At 66.8% G+C, this 23,324-nt stretch carries 24 protein-coding genes and 1 pseudogene; 12 read left to right on the forward strand and 13 right to left on the reverse strand.

The window, feature by feature from the left end; all coding sequences use genetic code 11:
* Positions 1-24 precede the first annotated feature (24 nt).
* The gene (gene queA / locus DFR29_RS11865; RefSeq protein ID WP_133818811.1) at positions 25-1,050 is read left to right on the forward strand and encodes a tRNA preQ1(34) S-adenosylmethionine ribosyltransferase-isomerase QueA; all 1,026 of its coding nucleotides are present in this window, start codon (positions 25-27) and stop codon (positions 1,048-1,050) included.
* A gap of 682 nt (positions 1,051-1,732) precedes the next feature.
* Positions 1,733-2,836 carry a tRNA guanosine(34) transglycosylase Tgt gene (gene tgt, locus DFR29_RS11870; protein ID WP_133818812.1) on the forward strand — a complete coding sequence of 368 codons (1,104 nt, stop codon included), beginning with the start codon at positions 1,733-1,735 and terminating at the stop codon, positions 2,834-2,836.
* Here the strand turns inward: tgt and rsxB are convergent.
* From rsxB to DFR29_RS11890, 4 genes are all read right to left on the reverse strand, one after another.
* A complete protein-coding gene (gene rsxB, locus DFR29_RS11875; protein WP_133818813.1) occupies positions 2,812-3,354 on the reverse strand; it encodes an electron transport complex subunit RsxB in 543 nt (180 codons plus the stop codon). The two genes, tgt and rsxB, sit on opposite strands and share 25 nt — an antisense overlap.
* Complete coding sequence (locus DFR29_RS11880; RefSeq protein ID WP_133818814.1) at positions 3,354-3,929, reverse strand: Rnf-Nqr domain containing protein; 576 nt, start codon at positions 3,927-3,929, stop codon at positions 3,354-3,356. Before DFR29_RS11880 ends, rsxB begins: the two co-directional genes overlap by 1 nt.
* A gap of 18 nt (positions 3,930-3,947) precedes the next feature.
* Positions 3,948-6,056, reverse strand: coding sequence for a methionine--tRNA ligase (gene metG / locus DFR29_RS11885; protein ID WP_133818815.1), 2,109 nt, complete (start codon positions 6,054-6,056; stop codon positions 3,948-3,950).
* A gap of 75 nt (positions 6,057-6,131) precedes the next feature.
* A complete protein-coding gene (locus tag DFR29_RS11890; protein ID WP_133818816.1) occupies positions 6,132-6,599 on the reverse strand; it encodes a hypothetical protein in 468 nt (155 codons plus the stop codon).
* Between the two features lie 286 nt (positions 6,600-6,885).
* On the opposite strand from DFR29_RS11890, the gene apbC reads away from it, so the two are divergent.
* The 6 genes from apbC to DFR29_RS11920 all read left to right on the forward strand — a co-directional run bounded on the left by apbC (position 6,886) and on the right by DFR29_RS11920 (position 11,387).
* The gene (gene apbC / locus DFR29_RS11895) at positions 6,886-7,977 is read left to right on the forward strand and encodes an iron-sulfur cluster carrier protein ApbC (RefSeq protein ID WP_133818817.1); all 1,092 of its coding nucleotides are present in this window, start codon (positions 6,886-6,888) and stop codon (positions 7,975-7,977) included.
* A 47-nt stretch (positions 7,978-8,024) separates the two neighbouring features.
* Positions 8,025-8,594, forward strand: a complete 570-nt coding sequence (gene dcd / locus DFR29_RS11900) for a dCTP deaminase (RefSeq protein ID WP_133818818.1) — start codon at positions 8,025-8,027, stop codon at positions 8,592-8,594.
* A gap of 83 nt (positions 8,595-8,677) precedes the next feature.
* Positions 8,678-9,082, forward strand: coding sequence for a hypothetical protein (locus tag DFR29_RS11905; RefSeq protein WP_133818819.1), 405 nt, complete (start codon positions 8,678-8,680; stop codon positions 9,080-9,082).
* Positions 9,083-9,268: 186 nt separating this feature from the next.
* Complete coding sequence (locus tag DFR29_RS11910) at positions 9,269-9,592, forward strand: hypothetical protein (RefSeq protein ID WP_133818820.1); 324 nt, start codon at positions 9,269-9,271, stop codon at positions 9,590-9,592.
* A gap of 111 nt (positions 9,593-9,703) precedes the next feature.
* On the forward strand, positions 9,704-10,438 hold the full coding sequence (locus DFR29_RS11915; protein ID WP_133818821.1) for a hypothetical protein: 735 nt from the start codon (positions 9,704-9,706) through the stop codon (positions 10,436-10,438).
* Positions 10,439-10,667: 229 nt separating this feature from the next.
* On the forward strand, positions 10,668-11,387 hold the full coding sequence (locus DFR29_RS11920) for a hypothetical protein (protein WP_133818822.1): 720 nt from the start codon (positions 10,668-10,670) through the stop codon (positions 11,385-11,387).
* A 96-nt stretch (positions 11,388-11,483) separates the two neighbouring features.
* On the opposite strand, the gene pcp is transcribed toward DFR29_RS11920, so the two are convergent.
* The 9 genes from pcp to DFR29_RS11965 all read right to left on the reverse strand — a co-directional run bounded on the left by pcp (position 11,484) and on the right by DFR29_RS11965 (position 19,598).
* On the reverse strand, positions 11,484-12,140 hold the full coding sequence (pcp, locus tag DFR29_RS11925) for a pyroglutamyl-peptidase I (protein ID WP_243746024.1): 657 nt from the start codon (positions 12,138-12,140) through the stop codon (positions 11,484-11,486).
* Between the two features lie 3 nt (positions 12,141-12,143).
* Positions 12,144-13,118, reverse strand: coding sequence for a DUF979 domain-containing protein (locus DFR29_RS11930; RefSeq protein ID WP_133818823.1), 975 nt, complete (start codon positions 13,116-13,118; stop codon positions 12,144-12,146).
* Positions 13,115-13,813, reverse strand: a complete 699-nt coding sequence (locus DFR29_RS11935; RefSeq protein ID WP_133818824.1) for a DUF969 domain-containing protein — start codon at positions 13,811-13,813, stop codon at positions 13,115-13,117. Before DFR29_RS11935 ends, DFR29_RS11930 begins: the two co-directional genes overlap by 4 nt.
* Positions 13,810-14,583: a LamB/YcsF family protein gene (locus tag DFR29_RS11940; RefSeq protein WP_133818825.1), complete on the reverse strand. Its 774-nt coding sequence runs from the start codon at positions 14,581-14,583 to the stop codon at positions 13,810-13,812. The genes DFR29_RS11935 and DFR29_RS11940 overlap by 4 nt, the downstream gene beginning before the upstream one ends.
* Positions 14,571-15,545 (reverse strand): 5-oxoprolinase subunit C family protein, encoded by a 975-nt coding sequence (locus DFR29_RS11945; protein ID WP_133818826.1) that lies wholly within the window; start codon positions 15,543-15,545, stop codon positions 14,571-14,573. The genes DFR29_RS11940 and DFR29_RS11945 overlap by 13 nt, the downstream gene beginning before the upstream one ends.
* Positions 15,542-16,252 carry a 5-oxoprolinase subunit PxpB gene (gene pxpB / locus DFR29_RS11950; protein ID WP_133818827.1) on the reverse strand — a complete coding sequence of 237 codons (711 nt, stop codon included), beginning with the start codon at positions 16,250-16,252 and terminating at the stop codon, positions 15,542-15,544. The genes DFR29_RS11945 and pxpB overlap by 4 nt, the downstream gene beginning before the upstream one ends.
* Positions 16,249-16,683: an HIT domain-containing protein gene (locus DFR29_RS11955; protein WP_133818828.1), complete on the reverse strand. Its 435-nt coding sequence runs from the start codon at positions 16,681-16,683 to the stop codon at positions 16,249-16,251. Before DFR29_RS11955 ends, pxpB begins: the two co-directional genes overlap by 4 nt.
* Positions 16,680-17,354, reverse strand: coding sequence for a dienelactone hydrolase family protein (locus tag DFR29_RS11960; protein WP_133818829.1), 675 nt, complete (start codon positions 17,352-17,354; stop codon positions 16,680-16,682). The genes DFR29_RS11955 and DFR29_RS11960 overlap by 4 nt, the downstream gene beginning before the upstream one ends.
* A 99-nt stretch (positions 17,355-17,453) precedes the next feature.
* Positions 17,454-19,598 carry a diguanylate cyclase gene (locus DFR29_RS11965; RefSeq protein ID WP_133818830.1) on the reverse strand — a complete coding sequence of 715 codons (2,145 nt, stop codon included), beginning with the start codon at positions 19,596-19,598 and terminating at the stop codon, positions 17,454-17,456.
* A 208-nt stretch (positions 19,599-19,806) separates the two neighbouring features.
* On the opposite strand from DFR29_RS11965, the gene rimO reads away from it, so the two are divergent.
* From rimO to DFR29_RS11980, 4 genes and pseudogenes are all read left to right on the forward strand, one after another.
* The gene (gene rimO, locus DFR29_RS11970; RefSeq protein WP_133818831.1) at positions 19,807-21,126 is read left to right on the forward strand and encodes a 30S ribosomal protein S12 methylthiotransferase RimO; all 1,320 of its coding nucleotides are present in this window, start codon (positions 19,807-19,809) and stop codon (positions 21,124-21,126) included.
* Between the two features lie 11 nt (positions 21,127-21,137).
* Positions 21,138-21,944, forward strand: a complete 807-nt coding sequence (locus DFR29_RS11975) for a DUF3025 domain-containing protein (protein WP_133818832.1) — start codon at positions 21,138-21,140, stop codon at positions 21,942-21,944.
* Between the two features lie 114 nt (positions 21,945-22,058).
* Positions 22,059-22,115: pseudogene (locus DFR29_RS30505) on the forward strand (hypothetical protein); the annotation flags it as partial.
* 15 nt (positions 22,116-22,130) lie between these two features.
* On the forward strand, positions 22,131-22,586 hold the full coding sequence (locus DFR29_RS11980) for a hypothetical protein (protein WP_133818833.1): 456 nt from the start codon (positions 22,131-22,133) through the stop codon (positions 22,584-22,586).
* Positions 22,587-23,324 lie beyond the last annotated feature (738 nt).

Consider the following 23,324-nt stretch of genomic DNA (forward strand, 5'->3'; position numbering starts at 1 on the left):
GAATCCGGCGTCAAGGCTGAAAAAGTGAAAAAGTCAGATTTCCACTTCGATCTGCCGCCCGGGCTGATCGCGCAACAACCCTTGCCCCAGCGTTCTGCCAGCCGCCTGCTGGTGCTCGATGCCGCCGCCGACACGCTGGCGGACCGGCGCTTTACCGACCTTGCCGACTATTTCCGTGCCGGCGACCTGCTGATCTTCAACGATACCCGCGTGCTGCCGGCGCGTCTGTTCGGCCGCAAGGAAACCGGCGGCGCGGTAGAGATACTGATCGAGCGAGTCAGCGGCAATCACGAAGCGCGCGCCCAGCTGGGCGTATCCAAGAAGCCCAGGCCCGGCGGCCTTATCCTGCTGGCCGACGGCACACCGGTGCGGGTACTGGGCCGCGACGGGCCGTTCTTCGACCTGCGTTTCGAAACCGACGAGGCACTGGAAAAGCTGCTGCTGCGCCTGGGCCGCATGCCCTTGCCGCCATACATCGACCGCGCTGCCGACACGGCCGACGACGAGCGCTACCAGACCGTGTTCGCACGCGAGCCCGGCGCGGTAGCCGCGCCCACGGCGGGCCTGCACTTCGACGAGGCCCTGCTCGATGCGCTGCGTGCCCGCGGCGTGGAATTCGGCCATGTCACCCTGCACGTCGGTGCCGGCACCTTCCAGCCGATCCGCAGCGAAGACGTGCGCGAGCACAACATGCATCGCGAATGGTTGAATGTCGGCGCCGAGCTGGTCGAGAAGATCCGCCGCACGCGTGCCGCGGGCAACCGTGTCATCGCGGTCGGCACGACCGTCGTGCGGGCACTGGAAAGCGCGACGCGCGACGGTGAAGTGTTTCCGCTGGCGGGCGAGACGCAGATTTTCATCTTTCCGGGCTATCGCATTACCAGTGTCGACGCGTTGGTGACGAATTTTCATCTGCCGGAATCGACGTTGTTGATGTTGGTGTCGGCGTTTGCCGGGCGGGAGAAGGTGTTGGCGGCTTATCGGCATGCGGTGGAGCGCGGGTATCGCTTCTTTTCGTATGGCGATGCCATGTTGGTTTTTCCGGGATAGTTTTTTGGGATACGGTTGAGCTGTGCTTTTGCGTTGCTGCTGGGCGGGGCGCTCTCTCTCCTCCACGCTTGCGTGGGGTAGAGGGCAGGGGAGAGGGGCGGTGTCGAAATCGACTTTGCAGCGGGGTTTTTGCGCAGTTCGATGGGCTTAGGCGAATTCGCCTCTGAGGTGCGTACGTACTGTATTTGGAGCCAGGCAAAGGCGGTTTCGCCCGCCTGCGGCGCGCGACCTTCTTTCTGTTTGCCTGCCCAAAGAGAAAGAAGGCAAAGAGAAAGGGCGCCCCAGCTGCCGCCATTTTGGGCCATCCGTGGCCCAAAATGGCGTGAGGCCGCTACGGCGGTCCGCACACAGAACATCCCTGTTCTGTGTGCGGACTCGCGGCCATCCCTGGCCGCGACCCTGCGGGCTTTTCCCTTGGCGGCCTCACCGCGGCATATGCGGCCCCGGGAGAGGCGCGCTTCCTGCGCGCAGAAACAACTGCCACAGCAAAACAACGGCAACAGCAACAGCAAAACAACAGCAGCAGCAAAGCAACGGCAAGCGACAGTGCGGCGACAAATTGGACGTAGGCTAGGACAAGCCGCCAGACGCACTCCCGCATCGCGGTGCGCGTCGTCAAAGAACCCCTGGCGCAGGAATCTCTTCCGTGCTGCGGATTTGTCAACTAAACAAAGAATCTACTATGCAATTCGATCTCATAAAAACCTCCGGCGCGGCGCGGCGCGGCCGTCTGACTTTTGCACGCGGCACGATCGAGACACCGGCTTTCATGCCGGTGGGCACGTATGGCTCGGTCAAGGCGATGTTGCCGCGGGATATCAAGGAGATCGGTGCGGAGATCATTCTGGGCAATACGTTTCATCTGTTTCTGCGGCCGGGCCTGGAGGTGATCGGCGAGTTCGGCGGGCTGCACGATTTCATCGGCTGGGACCGGCCTATCCTGACCGACTCGGGCGGTTTCCAGGTGTTCTCGCTGGCGCACAAGCGCAAGATCACCGAGCAGGGCGTGACGTTTGCGTCGCCGATTGACGGCTCGAAAGTATTTCTGAGTCCGGAAGAATCGATGCGCATCCAGCGTGTGCTGAATTCGGACATCGTGATGATCTTCGACGAATGCACGCCATATCCGGCGACGGAGAAGCAGGCCAGCGATTCGATGGAGTTGTCGCTGCGCTGGGCCGAGCGTTCGCGCCGCGCGCACGAGGGCAATGCGAATGCGCTGTTCGGCATTGTCCAGGGCGGCGTCTATCCAGCGCTGCGCGAGCGTTCGGCGGCGGGCCTGCAGCAGATCGGTTTCGATGGCTATGCGGTCGGCGGTCTTGCGGTCGGTGAGCCGGAGGCGGAGCGCAATCACACGCTGGAAGCGACGGTGCCGCTGCTGCCGGCGGACAAGCCGCGCTATCTGATGGGCGTGGGCCGGCCGGAGGATATCGTCGAGGCGGTGCGCCGCGGCATCGACATGTTCGATTGTGTGATGCCGACGCGCAATGCCCGCAATGCGCATCTGTTCACGCGCCACGGTGTGCTGCGCCTGCGCAATGCGCAGTATCAGCGCGATACGCGGCCGATCGACGAGGCCTGTGGCTGCCATACCTGTGCATCGGGTTTCAGCCGCGCCTATCTGCGCCATCTGGACAAGTGCAACGAGATCCTCGCGTCGCAGCTGGCAACGATCCATAACCTGTATCACTACCAGGAGCTGATGCGCGGCCTGCGTGCGGCGATTGCCGAGGACCGGCTCGACGCCTTCGTGGCCGAGTTCTACGCGCTGCGCAGGCCGGCCTGAGCCACGGCCAGGCTGGCCACCGGGCTCAGTGCCGGCGGCAGGCTGATGCAGTCGACCGGGCAGGGCGCGACGCAAAGTCCGCAGCCGGTGCATTCGTCGGCGATGACGCTGTGCATGACCTGGGGCGCGCCGAGAATGGCATCGACCGGGCAGAACTGGATGCATTTGGTACAGCCGATGCAGACAGCTTCGTCGATCAGCGCGACGGCGCGCGGTGTTTCGCGTCCGTGCGTCGGGTTGAGCGGTTTTGGCTCGCGCCCGAGCAGGCGTGCCAGCTCGCGCACGCCGGCGGTACCGCCGGGCGGGCATTGGTCGATATCGGCTTCGCCAGCGGCGATGGCCTGGGCGTAAGGGCGGCAGCCGGCAAAGTTGCATTGTCCACATTGAGTCTGCGGCAGCAGCGCGTCGATGCGTTCGGCCAGTGGCGCCAGCGGCACCGGGGCGGGCGGGGCAAGGCGGTGCAAGGCCAGCACGAACAGCGCCGCCAGCACGACCAGCAAGCAGACCGTGGCGATCATCAGCCGCGGCCTATGCCGTCGAGACCGGCGCAGGCCAGCAGCAGCAGGCCGGCATTGAGCAGGCGCAGCGGCAGACCACGGAAGGCGGCGGGTGCGCCCTGCGGCTGCAGGCGCTGTTCCAGGCCACTGAGCAGCAAGAGACACGCAGCGAAACCACCGCCGTAGGCCAGGCCGACGATCAGGCTGGCACCGAATCCCCGGTCCTGGCCTTGCACGGCGATGGCACCTGCGATCACGGCGCTGTTGCAGGCAATCAGCAGCCACTGCGTGGCGGCGTAGCCGGGTCGCCAGCGCTGCAGGGTCTGCGCCACCAGGGCGGTGACGGCGGGCACCAGCAGTACCAGCGCAAACGGCGCGTACAGATCCAGTGCGAAGGGCGCCAGGAAGAAGTGCTGCAGCAGCCAGGCCAGGCCGGCGACGATGACGCCGACCAGTGCCGTCAGCGTGCCATGGCGTGCCGCGTCGGCCAGCGGCACGGGTTGCAGCAGGCGGTCTGCGCCCAGGCCCTGGGCCAGCACCAGGCTGTTGCCCAGCGCGGTTGCCAGCAACAGGCCCGTCAGCTCGCCCAGACCCATGCGTCGTTTGCCTCGTTTTTACTTGACCGGCATGCCGGCGCTGGCGCCGTCGTCGGCGGCGAGCAGGTGCAGGTCGCTGCCGCCGCTGCCGGCGGAGAGGATCATGCCCTCGGAAATACCGAAGCGCATCTTGCGCGGCGCCAGGTTGGCGATGAACACCACGCTGCGGCCGACCAGCTTTTCCGGTTCGGCATAGGCGCCGCGGATGCCGGAGAAGATCTGTCGCTTGCCCAGCTCGCCCGCATCCAGCTCGAAGCGCAGCAGCTTGTCGGAACCTTCCACAAATTCACAGGCCAGCACCTTGCCGATGCGCAGGTCGAGTCTGGCGAAGTCGTCGATGCCGATAGTTGGCAGGGCGGCCGCATCGGCGGCAGCGGTTGCGACAGGCGTGGCCTTGACCGTTTCCGGCTTGGCCTTGGCGGCTACAGCGGCGGGTACGGCGACGCTGGCGGTATCGGTATCGGTGGCTTGCAGGTTTTCTTTGCTGGCTTCGGTCATGGCTTCGATCTGTTTGGGGTCGACGCGCGTCAGCAGTGGCTGGAATTCGCGCAGGCAGTGGTTCAGCAGGGGCTGGGCGATGTCGTGCCAGTGCGCCAGTTCGCTGGCGAGGAAATGCTCGGCGCGCGCAATCGTGGCCGGCAGTACCGGACGCAGGCAGCAGGCCAGCACGCGGAACAGGTTCAGGCCGTGCGAGCAGACCGACAGCAGCTCGCTGTCGGCGCCTTCCTGCTTGGCGATCAGCCAGGGCTTGCGTTCGTCGATATAGCGGTTGGCTTCGTCGGCGAGGGCCATGGTCTGGCGGATGGCGCGGCTGAATTCGCCTGCATCGTACGACTGGCGTACCTCGCCCGCGGCGGCGACGAAGCGCGCATACATGGCTTCATCGGGCAGCTGCGTGGCCAGCACGCCGGCAAAGCGCTTGTTGACGAAACCGGCGCAGCGGCTGGCGATATTGACGAACTTGCCGACCAGGTCGGCATTCACGCGGGCGACGAAGTCTTCCAGGTTCAGGTCGAGATCGTCGACGCCGGCACCGGTCTTGGCGGCGAAGTAGTAGCGCAGGTATTCCGGGTCGAGGCCGACATCAAGGTAGGTACGCGCCTCGATGAAGGTGCCGCGCGACTTGGACATCTTCGCGCCGTTGACCGTCAGATAGCCGTTGACGTGCAAGGCCGTCGGCGCGCGGTAGCCGGCGCCGTGCAGCATGGCCGGCCAGAACAGGCCGTGGAAATTGATGATGTCCTTGCCGATGAAATGGTGCAGCTCGGCGCTGGAATCGGCAGCCAGGAATTCGTCGAAGTCGATGCCAGTGCGGTCGCACAGGGCGCGGAAGCTGGCAAGGTAGCCGATCGGCGCATCCAGCCAGACGTAGAAATACTTGCCCGGCACGTCGGGAATGGCGAAGCCGAAATACGGCGCATCGCGCGAGATATCCCAGGCGCGCACGCCGCCGTCGGCGTCCAGCCATTCGCGCAGCTTGGCCTTGACGCCGCTATGCGCGCTGTCGCCCGACAGCCACTGGCGCAGGAAATCGGTGAACTGGCCGACTTCGAAGAAGTAGTGCTCGGACTCGCGCAGCACCGGCGTAGCCCCGGAAACCACCGAGCGCGGCTCGATCAGGTCGGTCGGCGCATAGCTGGCGCCGCAGTTCTCGCAGTTGTCGCCGTACTGTTCCGGCGTCTTGCAGTTGGGACAGGTGCCCTTGATGTAGCGGTCCGGCAGGAACATCTCCTTGGCCGGGTCGTACAACTGCTCGATCACGCGCGGCGTGATATGACCGCGCTCGCGCAGGCGGCGGTAGATCGACTCGGCCAGTACGCGATTTTCTTCGCTGTGGGTGGAATGGTAGTGATCGAAGCGGATGCCGAAGTCGCTGAAGTCGGCCTCGTGCGAGCGCTGCATCGGCTGGATGAAGGCTTCCGGCGTCATGCCAGCTTTCTCGGCTGCAAGCATGATCGGCGTGCCGTGTGCGTCGTCGGCGCAGACGAAATGAACGGTATTGCCGCTCATGCGCTGGGCGCGGACCCAGATATCGCCCTGGGTATAACCGACCAGATGACCCAGGTGCAGCGGGCCGTTGGCGTAGGGCAGGGCGCAGGTGACGAGTAGGCGACGCGGTGAAGTCATCCGTTGGCTTCCAGCAGGTGTTGCGGCGCCGCATTATGCCATGCGGCGCCCGCCGGACCGAACGGCGACAGCGACTTACATGTTCAGGCAGCCGGCCTGGGTGAACTTGGGCTGCAGTTTCTGCTGGATGTCGGTACAGGCCTGGGCCAGGTTGTCCGACTTGAAGCGCGCCGCGTTGATGGCGATGACGTATTCGGAACGCAGGGTCTGACGGTTTTCCGCCGACAGCACGCCGCTGTTGATGCATTGGCGGACTTTCTCGGCGAACTGGTCGCATTCGATGCGGCCCATCGGCCGCAGCTTCGGCATGTCGCCCGGGCGGTCGTTGTCGAAGTCGCGCGTCGGCGAAGGCTGCGGCGGCCGCGCTGCGGCCATGCTGGTACGAGGATCGTGCACGCTGCTGGTGGCGACCTTGCTGTCGGTGGCCGGGGCAGCGGCTGCGGCTGCTGCAGTGGTCTTGGGCGGCGGCGGTTCGTCGCTGGAGCAGGCGGCGACAGCCAGGCACAGCAACAGGGCGAACGAGTTTCGATGGCGCAAGGGCATGGGAGAATCCTTGGAAATGGAGCGCGGCGCGGAGAATGCCGCTGGCCGGGACGGACCGCAATGGCACCGGCGCAAGGCCGGGTTCGGCGACGCGGGCGGTTTGACACTACAATCCGGCGCGAAAGTTCCCAGGCGGACTATGCCTATTCGCCTGAGCGGTTCACGGACGGGTCGCCCGTCGCGTAGACCGCGCCAGCGGGAACGGACGGAGGAAGCGGGCGAACCCGCCCGCGCCATTCGAACGGGAAAGGGCATGAAGCCTTTTTCCGGCAATCCAGGAGTGACTATGACCCAGGTTACCGAGGCCTTGGTGCGGCAAGCGCTGGCCCGAGTTCTGGACCCGCACAACGGGAGCGACATCGTCAGCGGCGGCGCCTTGCGCGCAGTCGGCATCGACGGCGCACGTGTGTCGGTCGATGTGCAGCTGAGCTATCCGGCCGCGGGCTGGCAGACGGCACTGGCGGCGCAGATCGAGCAGGTGCTGACGACCCTGCCCGAGATCGAGGCCGCCGTGGCCACGGTGTCTTACCGCGTCTACGCCCACCAGGTGCAGAAGGAACTGTCGCCGCTGCCCGGCGTGCGCAATATCGTCGCCGTGGCCTCGGGCAAGGGCGGCGTGGGCAAATCGACCACCGCGGTGAACCTGGCCCTGGCGCTGCAGGCCGAAGGCGCCCAGGTTGGCGTGCTGGACGCCGACGTCTACGGCCCTTCGCTGCCGCTGCTGACCGGCACCTCGGGCAAGCCCGACAGTCCCGACGGGCAGAACTTCAACCCCAAGCGCAACCACGGCCTGCAGCTGATGAGCATCGGCTACATGATCGACGAGGACACGCCGGTGATCTGGCGCGGCCCCATGGTCACCCAGGCGCTGATGCAACTGGCCACCAATACCCTGTGGCAGGACCTGGACTACCTCATCATCGATTTCCCGCCCGGCACTGGCGATATCGCCTTGACCCTGGCCCAGCGCATCCCCATGAGCGCCGCGATCATCGTCACCACGCCCCAGGACGTGGCCCTGATCGACGCGAAGAAAGCGCTGAAGATGTTCGAGAAGGTCGAGGTGCCGGTACTGGGCATCGTCGAGAACATGTCCACCCACATCTGTTCCCACTGCGGTCACGAGGAAGCCATCTTCGGCGCCGGCGGCGGCGAACGCATGGCGCAGCAATACGGGCGTCCGCTGCTGGGCTCGTTGCCGCTGGATATCCGCATCCGCAGCGAATCCGACGCCGGCACGCCGATCGTGATGGCGCAGCCGCAGTCGGAGCTGACCGCGCGCTACCGCCTGATGGCGCGCAACGTGGCCGCCCGCCTGTCGCTGCAGGCGCGCAACAAGGCCATCCAGTTCCCCAAGATCGTGATCCAGAACACCTGAGCGGCCTGCGCCGCCATCGTCCTTCGCCTACCGGATTACCGCAACCGATGAGCATCAAGTCCGACAAGTGGATACGCCGCATGGCCGCCAGCCAGGGCATGATCGAACCGTTCGAGCCCGGCCAGGTACGCCAGAACGTATCCGGCGGCCGCCTGATTTCCTACGGCACCTCGTCCTACGGCTACGACGTGCGCTGCGCCGACGAATTCAAGGTATTCACCAACATCAACTCCACCATCGTCGACCCCAAGGCCTTCGATCCGAAGAGCTTTGTCGACATCAAGAGCGAGGTCTGCATCATTCCGCCGAACAGCTTCGCGCTGGCGCGCACGGTGGAATACTTCCGCATTCCGCGCAGCGTGCTGACCGTCTGCCTGGGCAAATCGACGTATGCCCGCTGCGGCATCATCGTCAACGTGACGCCGCTGGAGCCGGAATGGGAAGGCCATGTCACGCTGGAGTTCTCCAATACCACGCCGCTGCCGGCCAAGATCTATGCCAACGAAGGCGTGGCGCAGATGCTGTTCTTCGAATCCGACGAGGAATGCGAAACCAGCTATGCCGACCGCGGCGGCAAGTACCAGGGCCAGCTCGGCGTAACCCTGCCGCGGACCTGAGTGCGCTGCTTCTGCACTGTTGCGCCAAGCCCGTTGCGGCGCGGCGGTGTTAACCTCTGCCATCCACTACCCAGGACAGCCTGATGCAATACCGTGCCCTGAACCGAATTCTGCTGGGATCGCTGCTCGCCCTGTTCGCCGGCCTGGCCCTGACCGCCTGCGGCGGCAAGCTGCGACCGGATTCCGTCGCCGCGCCGAATATCCCGGCCACCTTCGACGTGACCCTGGCCGCCGACAAGGACGGCCAGTTCGAAATGGACGGCGCAACCCTGTCCGAAGAGGATGTCAAAGGCCACCTGCGCTTCCGCCGCGACCAGAACAACCCGGCCAAGTCGGTATTCCTCAAGCGCGGCGAAAAACAGAAGGTGACCGAGCGGCATATCGCCGGCCTCGCGCGCATCGGCCTGGAGCTCAAGGTCGCCACCTTCCTGCAGGAAAAGCCGGGCGAAGAAATCACCGAAGTCCGCACCGAAACGTCTGCCCGCTGACGCGGCTCAAGTGGCCTGTAACGGACAAATCGAAAGTAGCTCGCTCGTCCTGGCTGCGCAGGGCTTGCTGCTCACTCGGCCAATAGCCTGGGCTATTGGCCTCGCTCCGCAGCGGCGTCCTGCACGGCCAGTCCTTCGCGATCCCTCTTCCTCTTTATCCGTTACAGGCCACCACTGGAGTCACCGATGAAACGTATCCTGTTCGCGCTGTTCGCCACCTTCGGCCTGGCTTTTGCCGCGTTCGCCGCCAAGGACATCCAGGACGGCAATGCCTACGTCAAGGCTGTGAAGGACGACCAGTTCCTGTTCCAGGGCAATCCGCTGGGCAAGAACATGCTGCTCGGATCGCTGCAGGAACTGAAGGACGAAGGCAAGCTCACCGGCGTGGTGCTGCGCAACCCGGGCGATGCCAGCGCCCAGCACAAGCACCTGATCAAGGTGATTGCCGACTATCTGCAGATCCAGGCGTTTTCCGGCGATGCCAAGAACCTGCAGCCGCTGACCGAGTAAGCCGGCGGTACCTGCACTGAACACGCGCGGCGGCGGCTATGGCTGCCGCCGCGGTTCGGCCGCTACCATGCGGATCCGAACTTTCACCGATACGAGTGGTCGTTTTTGTCCATGCCTGCGCCGATTGCACGAACTGTCCTGAGTATTGCCTGCCTGTTGCTGACGAGCGGGCTGGCGAGCGCAGGCCCGCTGGACTGGGCCAAGCAGAAACTCGGCTTCGGCGGCGACGACAAGCCCAAGCCCGGCGTAGTCCCGGCCCAGCCCGGTGCCATCACCTTGTTGCTGGACCAGCCGACGCGTCTTCCTGTCGACGACAGCGCACCGGCCGCCGAACTGCCCAAAGGGCGCAGCTTTTTCCGCCGCGTCGAGCTGGTCAAGCCGCTGGACGAGGCGCGCATCGACATCCGCGTCATCGCGCAGGATTCCCCCAAGACCAAAAGCCGCACCGTGTTCAAGCCGCTGTTCTACGTGCTCGACGAGGAAGGCAACGTGCGCGAGACGCTCAGCGCCGACGCGCTCAAGATCGACATACGGCCGTTCCAGCCCACCGCCCTGGTCGGCTGCATCAAAGTGAAGCAGCTGCAGCGCTTCCTCGTCGCCACGACCGAAAAAGACGTAGGCCAGGCCTATGAAAGCGGCGCGCGCGATTCGGTCAAGGCGGCTTCCAAGGGCGGCTTCTACTATTCCACCGATGCGGTGAAGGTGAAGCTGCCGTACGCGGCCACCGGCGAAATGGTGCTGACCGTATCGCAGTCGGGCAAGGACAAGGACTGCGTCGACGCGGCCACCGCCGACGCGAAGGATGCGAAAGACGAAGACGGCAAGGGCAAGCAGGCGGCAGGCTGAGCCGCCAGGCGCCTGACAGCGGCGGCGTATGCATGATTGATGCGACTGCCGTGCTGCTGCACCCGCACGGGATGCGGCCGCAGAGATGACCCTGGCGGGCTCTGCATTTTGCGCAGAATGCCGCATAAGAAAAATGTACCTTCCTTGCATCTGCTGTCGCCGCGCGGCTTGATCGCTCCTGCCCGAGTTGGCATGCTGGCCTTTCAGGGGCCAGCCAAGGGAGTATGCAATGAAGCTGAGCACTGTCCTGTTGTGTGGCCTTGCCGCGTTGACGCTGCCGCTGCTGGCCAGCGCAGCCGGCCCGTATTCGTATAGCGGACGCGGCGGCGCGATGGACTGGGCGCGCTGGAGCTACGGGCCGGTGCGCAACGACGACGTACAGCAGATCACCTTCCAGCTGCTGACTGGCAGCGCCGGTGCCGACCCCGACATGCACTGGGCCTTCGGCCTGCGCGGCGCCTCGGCGCAGGTGCCTTGCCCGGTCAGCAACGAACCGCAGTTTGCCCAGGGCTGTCCGCTCGGTCGCGGCATCGCCGTCGGCTATTTTCCCGACGGCTTCGGCACCGGCGGTGTCTGCTCCGGCATCGCGGTAGAGGATTTCAGCGCCGGCTATGCGGGCGAGCAGGCCATCGTCGCCGGCACCTGCGTGCCGTACCCGATACGGCCCAACCGGCGCTACGGTTTCATCGTCTCGGCGACGGTCGATAATGTCAGCTGGGTTCTGCTGGAACTGGGCTGGACGCGGGTCTACAACGAACGCAGCAACAGCTACGAGGACGTGCCCGAGTGGCTGCCGGTGCTGCGCGGCGGCTGCAAGGAAACCGCTGGCATCGCCTGCCGCGAGCTGGCCGAGGTCGATCAGGATTTCGGCGACGTGTTCGTCACCTCGGCATTCCTGGCCAATGGCGAAACCTGGAAAGTGGAAAACCTGTACATAGTCCGCTATTGAGGCCGGGCGGCGTTCGCTGCGCGGACCGTCCGTGACGGGCCGCCGTCCGATGCGGCGCGCTCGCCATCGTGGCCTGAAGCATCGGCCGCAGCCGGGTCAGTGCGTAGCGCCGGCGCGCACGGCGGCATCGCGCCGCGTCGTCAGTGCCGTGTCGACGATCAGACGCAAGCCTTGCACCACTGCCTCCAGCGCCAGTGCAGGCGCGTCGCCGTGGCGCGCGGCCTGTTGCGGCAGAAACGGGATATGCACGAAACCGCCGCGCTGTTTCGGCGTGGCCTGCAGCGCGTGCATCAGCCCATAGAACACATGGTTGCAGACGAAGGTGCCGGCCGTCTGGGAAATTTCCGCCGGCAGGCCGGCGGCGTGCAAGGCCTGCAGCTGCGCCTTGATCGGCAGGGTGGAGAAATACGCCGCCGGGGCGCCGCGTACCACGGCCTTGTCCAGCGGCTGCTTGCCCTGGTTGTCGGGTATGCGCGCGTCGTCGACATTGATCGCGATGCGTTCCAGCGACAGTGCTGCGCGGCCGCCGGCCTGGCCGACGCAGATCGTCAGCACCGGCCGGTGCCGGCGCAAGGCCGTGCGCAGATGGCGTAGCGACAGGCCGAACACGGTCGGCAGCTGCTGTGCCACCAGCAAGTGGCCGCGCACGCTTTCGCCGTGCAGGCGCCGCACCGCTTCCCAGGACGGATTGATGCTTTCGCCGCCGAACGGATCGAAGCCGGTCAGCAGTACGCGGGGCAGGTCGGTGTGCACGGTTCAAACATTCCGGAAGGCAAGAAAGTACATCAATGCAATATTCGTCACGGCCAGCAGCACCGCCGTGACGGCCTGGGCGCGGATGACGCCGTATTCGTTTTTCAGTTCCAGCAGCACGGCCGGCACGATATTGAAATTCGCCGCCATCGGCGTGAGCAGGGTGCCGCAGTAGCCGGTCAGCATACCCAGCGCGCCGATCACCGCCGGATCGGCGCCGTGCTGGCGGATCAGCAGCGGCAGGCCGATGCCGGCCGTCATCACCGGGAACGCGGCGAACGCGTTGCCCATGATCATGGTGAACGCGATCATGCCCAGGCCGTAGGCGACGGTGCAGGCCAGTGCGCTGTCGGTCGGCACGACCATGGCCACCAGCTGCGCCACGGCGGCGCCGACGCCGGTGTTCTCGAACACATTGCCCAGCGCCGCGAGCAGCATCGGCAGCACCACGGCCCAGCTGAGCTGGTCGAGCAGGCGGCTGGATTCCTGCAAGGCCTGGCCCGGCCGCGAGCGCGTCACATACAGCGCGACGGCCGCGGCGATGCAGCAGCCCAGGGCCAGCGCCGGCACGGTCGGACTGGCCGGCAGCAGGCGCCAGTCGCCGTAGACCAGGGCTGGGGCCAGCAGCAGCAACAGCGTGGTGGCCAGCGGTATCAGCAGCGCCGGCGCGAACAGGCGATGGCCCAGGCGCAGCGCGGATGCTTCGCGCTGCGCCGCGTCGCTGTCGACAAGCACTTTGCGCCGCATGCCGCCGAAGCCGGCCAGCAGAGCCAGTGCGACCACCGCCGCGCCGACGACCTGTACTGGCAGGCGGTCGCCCGCCTTGTTCGCGGCGATGATGCTGTCGCCCGCGGCGAAGACGGTGGCGAGAATGCCCCAGAACACCGCATTGCCCCAGCGCCGCGCACGCAGGTCGAACCAGGCGGCCGCGCCGAGTATCAGCGCCGCCAGCCACCAGACATAGGCGATCTTGATCATGGCGTGCGCTCCGTGCCGTCGGCAGCAGCGGCGCTGGCGCGCAGGCCGTACTGGAACACCACGATGCGCACGGCGTGGATCAGGAACGCGGCGAACGCCGTCGGTATCGCCCAGACCGCGATCGCCCAAGGTTCCAGCGCAATGCCGTTGCTGCTGTAGAAGGTCTGGATCAGCAACACCGCGCCGAACGCGACGAAGACGTCTTCGCCGAAGAACAGGCCGACGTTGTCGGTTGCCGCGGCCAGGGCGCGGGTGCGTTCGCGCTGTTCGTCGTCCAGTGCCGGCTGGGTCTTGCGTGCTGCGGCTTCGGCCATCGGCGCGATCAGCGGCCGCACCGTCTGCGCATGCCCGCCGATGGAAGTCAGGCCGAACGCGCCCAGAATCTGCCGCAGCGCCATGTAGCAGATCAGCAGCAGCGACAGGCTCATGAAATACAGCCCGGCAATCCAGCGCTGCGCATGTTCGCGCAGGCCGGCGTGTTCGAGCAGGCCGATCACCGGCAGGGTCAGTATCACCAGCATGGGCGCGCGCGCATTGACGAAGGCGCTGCCGATCAGGGCGAGCAGGTCGGGCAGCGACAGGCCGGCGGCAAAGCCGCTGACGAAGCCCGCCGCCACCACCACCAGCATCGGGTTCAGGCGCAGGGCGAAACCCGCGACGACGGCGGCGACGCCGAGCAACGGCCAGTAATTCATGCGCCGTCTCCCACTGCCGGCGCGGCGATCTGCACGCCCGCTTCGCTCAATGCCGTGCGCAGGCGCTGCGCGAAGAGCGCCGCGTCGGGCTTGTCGCCATGGATACACAGCGTGTCGGCAGCAATGTCGACGCGGCTACCGTCGCGGGCGACGGCATGGCCATGCAGCACGATGCTCAAGGCCTGCGCCACGGCCTGGTCCGGGTCCTTGATCACCGCATCGGCCTCGCGCCGCGGGGTGAGCGAGCCGTCGGCCTGGTAGCGCCGGTCGACAAAGGCCTCTGCCGCCACGCGCAGGCCGGCGTCGCGGCCGGCCTGCAGCAAGGCGCTGCCGGCCAGCCCGACCAGGATCAGCGCGCGGTCGAAGCCGGCCACGGCAGCGGCGATGGCCGCTGCCAGCGCCGGGTCGCGCGCGGCCATGTTGTACAGCGCGCCGTGCGGCTTGACGTGGTGCAGCCGGGTACCCGCGCTTTTTGCAAAAGCCCACAATGCGCCAATCTGGTACAGCACCAGCGACTGCGCTTCGGCGGCGCTGACGGCCATCTCGCGCCGGCCGAAGCCTTGCAGGTCGGGCAGCGAAGGATGCGCGCCGATCGCCACGCCGGCCGCGGTGGCCATGCCTACGGTGCGGCGCATGGTGTCGGGGTCGCCGGCATGGAAGCCGCAGGCGATGTTGGCCGAGCTGACCAGGCCGAGCACCTGCTCGTCCTGACCCATGGTCCAGGCGCCGTAGGATTCGCCCAGGTCGCAATTCAGGTCTATGCGTCGCATCGGATCTCGTGCAGTCGTTGTTGCAGGGTTTCATGGACCCGCGCCAGCGCGCGTTCGCGGCGCTGGCGCAGCTGTTCCGCCCGGTCGGCGTCGACCAGTTCGAATTCGATGGCGTCGCCGGGCCGGCGCTGCGCCAGGTGTGGCTGGTCGACGTCGATCAGGTGGGCGATGCGCGGATAGCCACCGGTGGTCGGGTGTTCCGCGCCAAGCAGGATGGGCTGGCCGCCGGGCGGCAATTGCAGGGTACCGCCGGTGACCGCGGCCGAGACCAGCTCCAGCGGCCGGCCCAGGCCCAGGCCGGGGCCGAGCAGTCGCACGCCGACGCGGTTTGATTCGGAGGCCACGCGGAAGCGCTGCTGCGCCAGGGCCGCGCGAGACGCCGTATCGAGTTCGCCGTAGTGTCTGCCCGGCAGCAGGCGCAGCCGGCGCGTGCCGGCGTGGTCGAACCAGGGCAGCGGCGACAGCGACCAGCGCGGCGGCTGCCGCAGGCGCAGGCCGCCAGCCTGGATCGCCAGGTGCGTGCCTGCATTCACGGCCTTGCCGTCGAGCGGGCCTATGCCGGCGTTGATATCGGTGCTGCAGCTGCCCAGGACCGCTTCGGCGGCAATGCCGCCGGCCACGGCCAGGTAGACCCGCGCGCCGCGGCGCAGTACGCCGCAGTCCAGCGTGGCGCCGCGCGCAATCGGCCAGGGCCGCCAGCCGAAGAGCGGCACACCGTCGATGCTCGCTTCGGCCTGGGCGCCGCAGAGGGCGATGCAGCTGTCCTGGGCAAAGCGCAGGCGCGGTCCGAGCAGGCTGATCTCCAGCAGCGCCGCATCGTCGCCGTTGCCGACCAGCCAGTTGGCCAGGCGCGCGGCGATGCGGTCCATTGGCCCGGCCTGGCCGATGCCCAGTGCCGCCTGGCCGTAGCGGCCACGGTCCTGGATGGTCGTGAGCAGGCCGGCACGCAGCACCTCGATCATGCGTGCGCCTGCTGCAGGGCGGCGAATTCCTCGGCGTCGATGGCGCGAAAGCGCAGCCGTGCGCCGACACTGACCGCATTCGGCGGCGAGCGGGCCAGATCGAACAGGCGCAGGGGCGTCTGCCCGATCAGATGCCAGCCGCCGGGCAGTTCGCGCGGATAGATGCCGGTCTGGGCGCCGCCGATGGCTACCGAGCCGGCCGGCACGCGCGTACGCGGCGAATCGCGCCGGGCCAGCTGCAGGCGCGGGTCCAGCCCGAGCAGATAGGGAAAGCCCGGCGAGAAGCCCAGCATAGCAACGCGGTACTCGGCGGCCGCGTGGCGGCGTATCACGTCGCCGCAGCTCAGGCCCAGGCGTTCGGCCACGTCGGCCAGATCAGGGCCGTGGTCGCCGCCGTAGCACACCGGTATCTCCTGCGTCGCTGCGGCCGTCGCCTCGGGCGGCAGCGGCTGGTCCACCAGGGTCTCCAGCGTCCGCAGCAGGTTGGTCGAGGGCAACTCGTCGCCACCGCTCCAGGCAGTGGCGTCGAACTGCACGGCCAGGCTGGCGAACGCCGGCACCAGCTCGACGACGCCGGGCAGGCCCGCGGCGCGGATCAGTGCCGCGGCGGCGTGCACGCGCGCATTCGCGGCCAGGTCCAGGCCCTGGCCGAAATGCAGCAGCACCGTGTCCTGGCCCAGGCTTTCCACGGCCTGCGGCACGATCATGACTGGTGCAAGGCCAGGCCGGCGCGCAGCAGGCCGAGCACACGCGTGCTTTCCGCCGCGCTGTAGGCACTGCGCTCGCCCACGCCCCAGACCGGCCGCGGCCAGGCCGCGTCGCCCACATGCCGCGCAATCACGTGCACGTGCAGCTGGCTGACCACATTGCCCAATGTGGCAATGTTCATCTTGTCCGGATTGGTGATCGCATGCAGCACATGGGCGACGCGGTTGATCTCGTCCAGCAGCGCGTGCTGCTGCTCGCGCGACAGTTCCACCAGCTCGCGCAGGCCGGGCTGGCGCGGCACCAGGATCAGCCAGGGAAAGCGCGCATCGTCCATCAGCAGCACGCGTGACAGTTCCAGCTCGCCGACGCGGTGGCAGTCGGCGTCCAGGCGCGGGTCGAGTGCAAACGCGGTTTCGGCGGCGCTGTTCATGCGGCAGGCCCGCCGAGGTGGCGCGCGAAGAACGCCAGGCTGCGCTGCAGGGCGAGGGCCGCGGCGGCGGCATCGTAGTCGGCGCGCACATCGCAGTTGAAGCCGTGGCCGGCGGCGTAGACGTGGAATTCCGCCTGCGGCTGCGCGGCGAAATGTTTTTCGCGATCGCCCGGCGGGATGATCGGGTCGCGCTCGCCGAAGTGGAACAGCAGCGGCGCCTGCGCGCGCTCCGGCAGGAACGGCACGCTGCGGCCGCCGTAATAGACCACGGCCGGCAGGCCCAGCCGCGTCGCGGCGAGGAAGGCGACCGTACCGCCCCAGCAATAGCCGACTACGCCGATGCGCCCGGCCGAGGCGATGGCCTGGGCTGCGCTGGCGACGCTCTCCAGTGCGCGCTCGAAGCCGACTTCGGCCACCAGGGCACGGCCGCGGGCTACGCCGGCCTCGTCGTAGGCCAGCTCGACGCCGCTTTCCACGTAGTCGAACAAGGCCGGCGCAATGGCCACGTAGCCGTCGCGCGCATAGCCGTCGACCACGCGGCGGATATGCGCATTCACACCGAAGATTTCCTGCACCACCACGATGCCGCCCAAGGGCGTGCCGGCCGGATCGGCACGATACGCCGAGATGCACTGCATGCCCGCCGTGGGAATGTTGATGAACTGGCCCATTGCTGTTCCTCCGGGGTACTTCCCTGTGTCGAAGGCCTGAGCCTATTCGCACACTGTGCCGGAGGAAAGGGCACAACGGCAGCGCCGGCGTATGCCGGGTTACGGCGTCGCTATCGCGGCCACGCCGGTCTCCGGCGCATAGCGCACGACGCGATTGCGCCCCTGCGCCTTGGCCCGGTAGACGGCGATGTCGGCCGCGCCGAGCAGGTCTTCCAGCGTGCGCGCGCCGCTGCTGCCCAGGCTGGCCAGGCCGATACTGATGGTCAGCGAGCGCTTGCCCTGGGCCAGCGCATCGAGACCGCTGGCAACCTTGTCGCGCAGGCGTTCGGCCACGGCCAGGCCCGACTGCACATCGCGGCCGGGCATCACCACGACGAATTCCTCGCCGCCGTAGCGGCCGATCAGGTCGCCGGGCTCCAGCCACTGGCGCACGATCTGGATGCCGCTGGCCAGCACGCGGTCGCCGAACAGATGGCCGTGCTCGTCGTTGACGGTCTTGAAGTGATCGAAGTCGATCAGCAGCAGCGACAGATCCTGCTGCGCCGCCAGCGCATGGCGCAGGTTGTCGTCGAGCTGGCGCAGCAGATGGCCGCGGTTGTACGCGCCGGTCAGCGGGTCGGTGATGGCGGCCTGGTACAGCTCGGCGGCATGCGTACTGAGCTTGGCATTGGCCGATTCCAGCGTGGCCTCGTGGGCGCTGATCTCGGCGTTCTTCTGCTGCAGCTGCCGATTCAGCGTGCGCGTGGTGCGGTAGCGCCGGAACAGCAACGCCAGCAGCACGCTCAGCACGGCAGCCGCGCCCAGGCCGATATTGCGCAGCAGCGCCTGCTGGTTCAGGCGCAGGTTCTGCAGCTCGTTGCTCAGGCTGAGCAGGCGAATGCGCTGGTCCGCATCGGCCCGCTCGTAGCGCGACTTCAGCGCCGCCAGCTGGCGGCCCGAGCGGGTGCCGAGCAGTTCCTCGCGCAGGGCGGCGCGGCGATGGGAAAAATCGATCGCCGCCGCCAGCTGGCCGCTGGCCAGGGCGATTTCCTCACGCGCGCCGAAGGCTTCGCTCAGCGCCGACTTCAGGCCGGCCTCGGTGAGCACGCGGATTGCCTCGTCCAGATGCTGCGTGGCCAATGTCTCGTTGCCGGCGCGCAGGGCGATGCGGCCCAGGTAGAGCAGGGCGCCGCCGGTGATTTCCCGGTGCTTGAGTTCGCGCCCGGTGAGCAGCGCCTCGTTCAGCACGACGGCGGCCTCGTCGTCGCGGCCCAGGCGGATCAGGGCGCGGCCGATTTCCACGTTTTCCAGGCCGACATAGGGCCGGTTGCCGATGCTGGCGTCGATCGCCCGCGCCTGCCGGGCCATGGTCAGCGCCGCTTCGGCCTCGCCGATGTCGTTGCTGAAGCTGGCATAGCTGCCGAGCGCGCCGGCCAGCGACTGCGGATCGTAGTTCTTGCGCGAGGACGCCAGCGCCGCCTCGAAATTCACCCGTGCCTGCTCGGTGTCCTCGATTTCGCGGTAGAGCAGGGCGATATTGCGGTAGGAAAGGTCCAGCTTTTCCTGGCTGCCCAGCGAGCGGCGCAGTTCCAGCGCATCGATCTGGAATTCCAGCGCGCGGGCGAAGTCGCCCAGATCGCGGTGCACCGTGCCGAGATTCATCAGCACCTGCGCTTCGCCGGCCTTGTCGCCGAGCCGGCGGCGCAGCTCCAGCGCGGTTTCCTGGTGTTGGCGGGCTTCCTCCAGCTTGCCGCGGCGGCGGGCGATCACGCCGAGATAGCCTTCCGCTGCCGCCTGGGCGGCTGTGGAGCGCAGGTGCCGCGCCTCCTGCAGCAGGTTCGCCGCCAGGGCCGACGCGCCGTCGTAGTCGCCGCGGGCCAGGGCCAGGGCGACGCTGTGGTCCAGCGCTTCGATCAGCCGGGGCAGGTCGTTGAGCCGGGTGGCGTGGGCAACGGCAGCTTTCCAGGCCTCGGCCGCAAGAAAACTCGCGCCCAGCGATTGCTCCAGAACGCCGACCGTGCGCGCCAGGTGCAGGCGGCCGGGACGGCCCAGCGACGGCCCCAGCAGGCTGTCCAGCGTATGCCAGCCGGTCTGCAGTGCCTGGGAGAGGGATTGTGCCGAAGCGGCCAGCTGGCCCGCTGTGGCGGGCGAAAGATCGTCGGCATACAGCCGGCTCATGGTGCCGAAGCCGCACACCAGCAAGGCCGTCGCCACGACGGTAAGCGCTTGCCGGCGCAGCGGATTCATAGACTGGCGAATCGGCATTGCGCTGGCGATCCTGTAGGTGTGTCCGCCCCGTACGGGCCACCGGCGTATGCTAACTCGGCGCGTTGTTTCGCATGGGTAAACAAATTACACACCAATTGCAATGGCGTGCGCTGGCGAATCGAGGGTGCAAGAGGTGCCTGGGCGCCCGTTCGACGCGATGGAAACACGCACGTACAATGGCCGGCTTGCCTTTCCGAGTAGCGCCATGTCCCGCCAGAATCCCAAGGTCGGCTTCGTCAGCCTAGGCTGCCCCAAGGCGCTGGTCGATTCCGAACGCATCCTCACCCAGTTGCGCGTGGAAGGCTACGAAATCGTGCCGACCTACGACGATGCCGATGTCGTCGTCGTCAACACCTGCGGCTTCATCGATGCCGCCGTCGAGGAATCGCTGGATGCCATCGGCGAAGCCCTGGCCGAGAACGGCAAGGTCATCGTGACCGGCTGCCTCGGCGCCAAGGCCGACGTCATCCGCCAGGCGCATCCGGGCGTGCTGTCGATTTCCGGCCCGCAGGACTACGCCAGCGTCATGACGGCCGTGCACACACAGCTGCCGCCCAAGCACGACCCCTTCCTCGACCTGGTGCCGCCGCAGGGGCTGAAGCTGACGCCCAAGCACTACGCCTACCTGAAGATTTCCGAAGGCTGCAACCACCGCTGCTCGTTCTGCATCATCCCGTCCATGCGCGGCGACCTGGTGTCGCGTCCGGTGGACCAGGTGCTGCAGGAAGCGGAAAAACTGGTCAAGGGCGGCGTGAAAGAACTGCTCGTCATCTCGCAGGACACCAGCGCCTACGGCGTAGACCTCAAATACGCCGAACGCGAATGGCGCGGCAAGCCGTACCGCACGCGCATGACCGAACTGTGCCAGGGCCTGGCCGAACTCGGCGTATGGACGCGCCTGCACTACGTTTACCCTTATCCCCATGTGGACGAAGTCGTGCCGCTGATGGCCGAGGGCAAGCTGCTGCCGTATCTGGACATCCCGTTCCAGCACGCCAGCCCGCGCATCCTCAAGCTGATGAAGCGCCCCGGTGCGGTGGACAAGGTGCTGGCGCGCGTGAAGAAGTGGCGCGCGATCTGCCCCGAGCTGACCATCCGTTCCACCTTCATCGTCGGGTTCCCCGGCGAAACCGAGCAGGAATTCGAAGAACTGCTGGATTTCCTGCGCGAAGCCCAGCTCGACCGCGTCGGCGCGTTCGCCTATTCGCCGGTCGACGGCGCCAAGGCCAACGACCTGCCCGATCCGGTGCCCGACGACATCAAGGAAGAACGCCTGGAGCGCTTCATGGAAGTGCAGGCGGAAATCAGCGGCATGCGCCTGGGCGACAAGATCGGCAAACGCATCAAGGTACTGGTCGACCATGTCGATGCCGATGGCGCTGTCGCGCGCTCGGCCGCCGACGCGCCGGAAATCGACGGCGTGGTCCATGTGGAAAATGGACAAAAGCTGCGCCCCGGCCAGTTCGCCGAGGTCGAGGTATTCACCGCCGACCAGCACGACCTGTTCGCCCGCCTGCCGGGCTGATTCGCCGCCGCATGCGTTTCGTCGCACCGAATCGCGCAGAACTGAGCCGCGAGACACTGGCGCGGCCACCGCTGTCGCTGTGGCCCGAGCATGCGGATTGGCTCGCGTCGGCGCAGTTTCCCGCCGTAGAGGAACTCAACGCCGGCTGGGATTCGCCCTGGCGCTTCGTCGCGCAGACGCCGGCGTTGCTCGCTGATGGTCTGCACTACGAATCGCGCATCCATGCACGCCGTGAAATCGCCACGCGGGAAGACAACTGGCACGACTTCTTCAATGCCCTGGTCTGGCGCCGCTATCCCGCCCTCAAGCAGGCGCTGAACGCGCGCCAGGTCGCCGAGATTGCCCGGATGGGCGACCGGCAGCGCAGCCGCGCGCAGTGCGCACTGACGCATTTCGACGAAGGCGGCATCATCGTCGTGCTGCGTGACCCGGCGCTGCTGCCGTTGTGGGATGCGCACGACTGGCACGGCTTGTTCTGGCGCTCGCGCCAGGCCTGGATCGACAGAAGCATCGACGCCCACGTATTCGGTCATGCCTTGCTGGAAATGGCACTGGTGCCGGGAAAACTCATCACCGGCAAGGCATTGGCGGTCGTCGATCCATCGGGCGCCGGCAGCGCCGCCGCTGCGACCGCTGTAGCCATGGCCATCGCCACAGGGCAGGCATTGAACGACCCGCAGGAACTGCGGGCACTGCCGATTTCCGGCGTGCCCGGCTGGCACGCTTCCACCGCCGATGAAGCGTTCTATCGCGAAGGCGAGTGTTTCCAGCCACTGCGTGCGGGTCGCGTCTATCCCGCGGCATTGCGTCTGGGGTAGCTGCTTGCGGTAAGCCGCTGTCGGCGCCTCCCCCTACAGCGCGCTCGAAGGCAACAATCTTTTGCTCTTCGAGCTCGCAGATTAGGTTCCCTTGCGCTGCAGGTCGACGGCAAGCTGCTCGCCATCGGCGATTTTGCCGCGTCCAAACTGCTGCGGCTGAAAACCGATGGCAGCGTGGATTCCGCAATGGACGTGTGGCAGTTCTCGCCGCTGGGCCTGCGCCTGGACGGCAGGATAGCGGCGACCACGTTGTTGCCGCCCAGCTTCATCAATCACATCCTGCCGTTCAATCCACCGCAGCCGGCACTGCAGTCGCTCGCGGTGATCCGCTACGACAACGGCGCCGGCATCGTGACCTGGCTGCGCTCCGGCTCCGGTCCTGAACGCGCCTTGCCGGCGCAACTGCTGCTTTCCGCCAACGGCAGCGTCTACACACGCCTCAGCACGATGCACCGCTTCAGCAGCGGCTGGCGCCTGGCCGGTGCCGTCCTGCCGTTGCAGCAGACGTTCTACCGGCGTACGCAGGCGCGGACGACGCAGGTTCAATCGCGCGGGACGGGCAACGGCCTGGTCCAGTCCGCCGGGGAATACGATCTCACTCGCAACGAGGGTATTTTCATCGACGGGCTCGATGGGGGCTGATAGCGGCAATGTACTAGCCGTAATCGAAACCACCTTGCTCTTCCACGTGTTTACGACACATCGAGGCGGCCGCCCTGATCTACCTATTACGGTGGGCCGCGATGAGCTTCTTTCGGTCGACTGTTTCGAAGACTACAACGCTGCTTCGCGCTGAGCCCGCGCGCGATACAGCCCCTCGGAAGGTGGAATGCCGCGCTTTGAGGGCGGAACGCCGCGCTTGGAGGGCGGAACGCCGCGCTTTGAGGGCGGAACTCCGCGCTTGGAGGGTGGAACTCCGCGCTTGGAGGGCGGAACTCCGCGTTTGGAGGGCGGAACTCCGCGCTTGGAGGGCGGAACTCCGCGCTTGGAGGGTGGAACGCCACGCTTGGATGGCGGAAGGCCACGCTTGGAGGGCGGAACTCCGCGTTCCGATGGCGGAACGCCACGCTTCTCGGCCCGACCACCCCGATTCCCGTAATTCAGGACGGTACTAATCTTCGCGTCGTTCTTCCGAGTTGGCATGTGGACAGCGGTATATTCTGCAATCTCGGAAATTCGACCGGGAGGTATGTGATCTCGTCCTTTCAGGCAGGAAACTACACACTGCAAATTGACCGAAGCTACCCGACGGTATTTGGGCCGGTGGTGGAATCCCTGGCGACGACCCAGCTGATTGTTCGCGGCGTTGTGCAGGAGACACCAATACTGGCTACCAGTCCTGTGGCTTTGCTCATCATTGTTGCGGGATTGACATTCATC

Origin of the sequence: Tahibacter aquaticus (genome assembly GCF_004363655.1) — a bacterium.
Lineage (GTDB): Bacteria > Pseudomonadota > Gammaproteobacteria > Xanthomonadales > Rhodanobacteraceae > Tahibacter > Tahibacter aquaticus.

Coding starts and splice junctions, on each gene's coding strand:
- DFR29_RS11955 (WP_133818828.1), bottom strand. CDS start 16,683: ATGAACAGCGCCGCCGAAACCGCGTTTGCACTCGACCCGCGCCTGGAC.
- DFR29_RS11940 (WP_133818825.1), bottom strand. CDS start 14,583: ATGCGACGCATAGACCTGAATTGCGACCTGGGCGAATCCTACGGCGCC.
- DFR29_RS11975 (WP_133818832.1), top strand. CDS start 21,138: ATGCGTTTCGTCGCACCGAATCGCGCAGAACTGAGCCGCGAGACACTG.
- rimO (WP_133818831.1), top strand. CDS start 19,807: ATGTCCCGCCAGAATCCCAAGGTCGGCTTCGTCAGCCTAGGCTGCCCC.
- DFR29_RS11965 (WP_133818830.1), bottom strand. CDS start 19,598: ATGCCGATTCGCCAGTCTATGAATCCGCTGCGCCGGCAAGCGCTTACC.
- DFR29_RS11915 (WP_133818821.1), top strand. CDS start 9,704: ATGCCTGCGCCGATTGCACGAACTGTCCTGAGTATTGCCTGCCTGTTG.
- DFR29_RS11935 (WP_133818824.1), bottom strand. CDS start 13,813: ATGAATTACTGGCCGTTGCTCGGCGTCGCCGCCGTCGTCGCGGGTTTC.
- DFR29_RS11890 (WP_133818816.1), bottom strand. CDS start 6,599: ATGCCCTTGCGCCATCGAAACTCGTTCGCCCTGTTGCTGTGCCTGGCT.
- DFR29_RS11945 (WP_133818826.1), bottom strand. CDS start 15,545: ATGATCGAGGTGCTGCGTGCCGGCCTGCTCACGACCATCCAGGACCGT.
- tgt (WP_133818812.1), top strand. CDS start 1,733: ATGCAATTCGATCTCATAAAAACCTCCGGCGCGGCGCGGCGCGGCCGT.
- apbC (WP_133818817.1), top strand. CDS start 6,886: ATGACCCAGGTTACCGAGGCCTTGGTGCGGCAAGCGCTGGCCCGAGTT.
- metG (WP_133818815.1), bottom strand. CDS start 6,056: ATGACTTCACCGCGTCGCCTACTCGTCACCTGCGCCCTGCCCTACGCC.
- rsxB (WP_133818813.1), bottom strand. CDS start 3,354: ATGATCGCCACGGTCTGCTTGCTGGTCGTGCTGGCGGCGCTGTTCGTG.
- DFR29_RS11910 (WP_133818820.1), top strand. CDS start 9,269: ATGAAACGTATCCTGTTCGCGCTGTTCGCCACCTTCGGCCTGGCTTTT.
- DFR29_RS11920 (WP_133818822.1), top strand. CDS start 10,668: ATGAAGCTGAGCACTGTCCTGTTGTGTGGCCTTGCCGCGTTGACGCTG.
- DFR29_RS11980 (WP_133818833.1), top strand. CDS start 22,131: ATGGACGTGTGGCAGTTCTCGCCGCTGGGCCTGCGCCTGGACGGCAGG.
- DFR29_RS11880 (WP_133818814.1), bottom strand. CDS start 3,929: ATGGGTCTGGGCGAGCTGACGGGCCTGTTGCTGGCAACCGCGCTGGGC.
- DFR29_RS11930 (WP_133818823.1), bottom strand. CDS start 13,118: ATGATCAAGATCGCCTATGTCTGGTGGCTGGCGGCGCTGATACTCGGC.
- DFR29_RS11905 (WP_133818819.1), top strand. CDS start 8,678: ATGCAATACCGTGCCCTGAACCGAATTCTGCTGGGATCGCTGCTCGCC.
- dcd (WP_133818818.1), top strand. CDS start 8,025: ATGAGCATCAAGTCCGACAAGTGGATACGCCGCATGGCCGCCAGCCAG.
- pxpB (WP_133818827.1), bottom strand. CDS start 16,252: ATGATCGTGCCGCAGGCCGTGGAAAGCCTGGGCCAGGACACGGTGCTG.
- DFR29_RS11960 (WP_133818829.1), bottom strand. CDS start 17,354: ATGGGCCAGTTCATCAACATTCCCACGGCGGGCATGCAGTGCATCTCG.